Raw genomic sequence first — 4646 nt, 5'->3', positions numbered from 1 at the left:
GCCAAGCGCAAGGCCGGGTTGATCAATCCTCAACTCTCAACTGCAGAAACAGCCCATTAGGAAACAAACCAGGGGGTCAGTTTTGGATGTCGCCAGGGGGTCAGATTCTGATGTCGCTTGACAGCAGGAGGCAGGGCGCGCGGCGTCTGTGCCTATCCCGCAACGCATGGCGAGGCGACCGGTGACGCCCCTGTAGCCGTCGGCCATAGCACCTCGGTTCGGTGGTTCGGTGTGCCCGTGGCCAAGACCTAAGGCACCAGACCTTGGCGGCTGAGCGGAGCATTGCGCCGCCGTAGGGACAACGTTTCGGTCAGGTTCGGTGACCGCCAGGCACACGAACGGAAAACTCGTTGTCAATCTTCGCGCTTCGACGAAAGTGAGTGTGCACTAGCTTGGATTGAAAATCCGCGTGTCGGTGGTTCGATTCCGCCCCAGGCCACCAGTCAAGAAGTCCTTGATCCACGAGGATTTCGAACCGGAAAGGGGCTCCTTGCGAGCCCCTTTTCGCTTTCCGGAGCGCAGGTTTCTGACGCGGCTTCTGACGACTGCCGTCTGATCGCGTGAGCACAGGTGCTCCTGCCTGCCCCGTGATCGTTTCGGGTTTCCGCCGCAATCCGAGAGTCCTTCAAGCGTCGTTAGACGCAACTCCTCAGCACAAGGAGTCGCGGTGAAGCACGACGACAGCGGCGGCGCACAAGTCCCCGTCCAGTTCGTTTCCCCCACATCCAGGGCGGAGTCGTGGGGGTTCCGCCGCACGCTTGGTGAGGCGGACCGAGATCAGATCGCCATCGCTCCCGCGAGACTGTCGCGGGCAGCCTTGTTCATGCGAATGTGGAACGGCAGGAACGTGAGCCGGTCGGTCACTGTCAAGCCGCCAGGGTTGGACACATAGAAGCTACCTCCCAGCGGAGAGCCGTCCTTGACCAGTTGGCCGGTGTAGACGTTGCCATTGAGCTCGAAATAGATCCGGTACGAGACCGTCGCGCTCAAGGTCGCCGACTGCGGGCGGGGTGAGTTGGCAACCCAGACCTGCACACCGCCCACCGTGCTGACCGATCCGTCGGAGAGATGGTAGATGGTCCCATCGCTCGTCGAAGAAATGCCGGTGGTCAGTGCGTTGCCCAGTGTCGTGCCCGTCACGCAGGGCGAAACGTTGGCGCCCGTCGTGGCAGCCTGGCAGTCGAATGCGAAGTAGCGGTCACCCAGGTTCGTCTGTGTGAACTTGATGTAGCTCGCGCCTGATGCCCAATTCGCAGCAGGGTTCAGGATGGCCGCGTTGGAGAAAAACGAGTTGTGATAGTGCGCGAAGTCTGGCGCGGTGGAGCTCATGGCGCCGGTCAGGGCCACGGTCTCGTAGTTGCTCCGGATCGCCGAGTAGGCCACGGTGCTGTTGTCGGCCGCGAGCGTGTCGATCCTCACGTCAGCGCCGACATAAGTTGATTTGCTCCTGGTTGCTGTGCTGGGGACGACCAGGATGACGCCGTTCTTCAGCACGCGTGTCGCCCCTGGGGTACCAAGCGCGAGCGAGCTGGTCAGGTTTTGCGGGGCGCTCTGCGCGCTCGTCTGTGGGCCGTTCGTCAGCGGCGAGGCCGCCATGACGGCGAAGTCGGATTGCGCGAAGTTCGTGCCGCTCGCCTGGGGACCAGCAAAGTTCAGGTTCCAGATCAGTTGATAGCTGCGGCCATTGGGTGCGAGGATCAGCTCCTCGAACGCCTGCTGGTTGGCACTGAGCATCAAGGTGAGCGGCGCCGCCGAGCTGTCGACGCTTCCACCGGCGTTCGATACCGCGACCGAATACTTCGCTCCGCTGTCGGAGAAGCTGGCCGCCGGTGTGGTGTAGGAGGCCGAGGTGGCGCCAGGAATCTCGGTGCCGTTCTTCTTCCACTGGTAGCTCAGGCCGGTGCCCGAGGCGGCCACCGTGAATGTGGCGGTGCCATCGGTGAGTACCGTGGCAGCAACCGGCTGACTTGCAATGACCGGCGCCGCCGGTGCCGCGGATTCGGGAGTATCGGATGAACCGCCCCCGCCACACGCCGAAATCATCGCCGCCACGGCTGCCAGGAGGGCAACGTTGCTAAGCTTTGCCGCAATCATCGATGGACTCAGACGCATGTTGGTAGTTCGGTTGGCACCCCGACTGTGAGGTGACCAAATGCTAGGGGGAACAGGGTGATGTCCGGAAATGCCTTTCCCGTAAATTGGAGGAGGTGTCGCAACCACACTGCAAGGGATGGTCGGCGCCACCGGTTGAAGGGCACGTCGCAGGGCGCCCCGCCATACTGCGAATCCCGCGACAAGGTGATGCGCCCATGAACTTCCAGATGTCTCCCGAGCAGGAGCAGATCCGGGATGCGATCGAGAAGGTCTGCGCACCTTTCGATGCCGACTACTGGCTGCGCAAGGATCGCGAGGGCGGCTTTCCCGACGATTTCCACCGCGCGCTGGCCGCCTCCGGCTGGCTGGGCATCGCGATGCCGGAAGCCTACGGCGGCGCCGGCCTCGGCATCACCGAGGCGGCGCTGATGATGCACACGATCGCGGCGACCGGCGCGGGCCTGTCCGGCGCCTCCGCCGTGCACATGAACATCTTCGGACTGCACCCGGTCGTGGTGTTCGGCAACGACGAACAGAAGCAGCGCTGGCTGCCCCCTCTGATCGCGGGCAGGGACCGCGCGTGCTTCGGTGTCACCGAGCCCGACACCGGGCTGAACACGCTGCAGCTCAAGACCCGGGCCGTGCGCGAAGGTGACCACTACGTGGTGCATGGCCAGAAAGTGTGGATCAGCACCGCGCAGGTCGCCAGCAAGATCCTGCTGCTGGCGCGCACGACACCGGTGGACGAGTGCCAGGGCACCGAAGGCCTGAGCCTGTTCTACACGGACTTCGATCGGTCGAAGATCGAGGTGCGCGAGATCGAGAAGCTGGGTCGCAAGTGCGTGGACTCCAACCAGGTCTTCATCGACGGCCTGCGTATCCCGGTGGAGGACCGCGTGGGCGCGGAAGGCAAGGGCTTCGGCTACATCCTGCACGGCCTGAATCCCGAGCGCATCCTGATCGCCGCCGAGGCCATCGGCCTGGGCCGCGCGGCGCTGCGGCGCGCGGCCAACTACGCCAACGAGCGCGAGGTGTTCGGCCGTCCCATCGGCAGGAACCAGGCGATCCAGCATCCGCTGGCGAAGTCCTGGATGGAACTGGAAGCCGCCCACCTGATGGTGCAGAAGGCGGCATGGCTCTACGACCAGGGCTTGCCCTGCGCCGCCGAGGCCAACAGCGCCAAGTTCCTCGCCGCCGAGGCCTGCTACGGTGCCTGCGAGAACGCGATCTTCACCCACGGCGGCATGGGCTACGCCAAGGAATACCACGTGGAGCGTTACCTGCGCGAGGCGTGGATCCCCCGCCTGGCGCCGGTGAGTCCTCAGCTGATCCTGTGCTTCATCGCGGAGAAGGTGCTGGGCTTGCCCAAGTCCTACTGAGCGGGCAGCGGACGCCGCCGCCCTGTTATGCTCATCCGTTTGTACGATGGTGGACTGGGATGCTGCGCAAAACGGAATGGCGCCGATCAGGGACGCGGCTGTCGTCCATCCGCTGGGGAGTCGTGGCCGGCTTGAGCGCCATGCTCGTGATGCTCGCCACCGACGCCGGCGCTGCGGCCTCTAGCGTCTCGGAGTACCGGAACGCCACAAGGCGGGCGCTCGCGGAATGCGGTAAAGCCGATGCAGGAGAAGCACGGACGAGGGAACTCGTCGTGAAGGAGCGCAGGGCCTGCATCCGGCGCGCGCAGAAAGAGGCGGGAGAGAAATTCTCGTCTGCCCTCCAGTCGGTGGAGAACCCCTCCGGCAAGTCGGCCCTGTTCCGGTACCGCGAGGTGTTCAATGAAGCCATCGCGGGCGCCCAGCGTCTGGGCCAGGAACCGACAGCCGCCTACGAGCAACGGCAGATGTCGTCCCGGCATGCGCTGTGTCACGCCTGGTCGAAATTCGAGCTGGCCGACTGACGCACCGAGGGACGCCTTCACGCCTCCCACGAACGCACGATGCCTCCGGCCGGGGTTCCCCTGTACGCTGGTCGCGCGCACGCGGCCGCCGGCCGCGACTGGGGGAGGCGCCATGCCGACCGAGAGACTCAAGTTCCTGGTGCCGCGAAGCAGGGCCGAGTACGTGCGTGCCGTCCTCCACCGCCACCCCCACGCCAGGTTCAAGGCCATGCGGGTGTGGTACTTCTGGAGGGAGTTCACCGTCAAGGGAACCCCTGAGGTGGTGGAACGCGTGCGCAACGATCTCGCGCAGATCCCGGTGAAACGCTTCCGCTGACCCGCCTGCTGCGCCCCTGCAAGCCCCGGGGCATCTTCCCTTTATCCCGCTCTCCCCGTCGCCTTGTCCCACACCGCCGCCGGCGCGTTTGCCCAAGCACCGCGCCGCACTTCTCCGACTCTGCCCAGTTCGCATCGCCGACATGACGCGCCGGGCTTGGCTGCGAGCATGCATCCAACCACGGAGAAGTCATGGCCCAGACCGCGTGCCGCGCCCAGTCCACCAGCGAGGAAGTCGCCAACTCGCTGAGCCACGGGCTCGGGGCGGTCCTGGCGGCGGTGTTCAGCCCGGTGCTGCTGCAGAACGCCTTCCATGCTGGAGCGGTGAACGGCCTTG

At 65.1% G+C, this 4646-nt stretch carries 5 protein-coding genes (1 of these 5 cut by a window edge); 4 read left to right on the top strand and 1 reads right to left on the bottom strand.

Translation table 11 applies throughout. The features are described 5' to 3' along the window. Positions 1 to 777 precede the first annotated feature (777 nt). Entirely contained in the window at positions 778 to 2094 is a 1317-nt protein-coding gene (locus JI746_RS20230) for an immunoglobulin domain-containing family protein (protein WP_201692076.1), read from the bottom strand. Positions 2095 to 2309: 215 nt separating this feature from the next. Between JI746_RS20230 and JI746_RS20225 the strand changes: the two genes are divergently transcribed. The 4 genes from JI746_RS20225 to trhA all read left to right on the top strand — a co-directional run. Next, on the top strand, positions 2310 to 3473 hold the full coding sequence (locus JI746_RS20225) for an acyl-CoA dehydrogenase family protein (RefSeq protein ID WP_201692075.1): 1164 nt from the start codon (positions 2310 to 2312) through the stop codon (positions 3471 to 3473). Between the two features lie 59 nt (positions 3474 to 3532). Then, positions 3533 to 3994 (top strand): hypothetical protein, encoded by a 462-nt coding sequence (locus tag JI746_RS20220; RefSeq protein WP_201692074.1) that lies wholly within the window; start codon positions 3533 to 3535, stop codon positions 3992 to 3994. A 112-nt stretch (positions 3995 to 4106) separates the two neighbouring features. Continuing rightward, a complete protein-coding gene (locus JI746_RS20215) occupies positions 4107 to 4310 on the top strand; it encodes a hypothetical protein (protein ID WP_201692073.1) in 204 nt (67 codons plus the stop codon). A gap of 191 nt (positions 4311 to 4501) precedes the next feature. Next, positions 4502 to 4646, top strand: partial view of a PAQR family membrane homeostasis protein TrhA gene (trhA, locus tag JI746_RS20210; RefSeq protein WP_201692072.1) — the start only. Its footprint extends 503 nt past the window's final position; 145 of the gene's 648 nt are visible here — the first part of the coding sequence; the start codon lies at positions 4502 to 4504; the stop codon falls past the right edge of the window.

The sequence above is a fragment of the Ramlibacter alkalitolerans genome, assembly GCF_016722765.1.
In the GTDB taxonomy this organism is placed as follows: domain Bacteria; phylum Pseudomonadota; class Gammaproteobacteria; order Burkholderiales; family Burkholderiaceae_C; genus Ramlibacter; species Ramlibacter alkalitolerans.
Note: the sequence above shows the minus strand (reverse complement) of the source record. Positions and strands in the feature narration are given on the sequence as shown.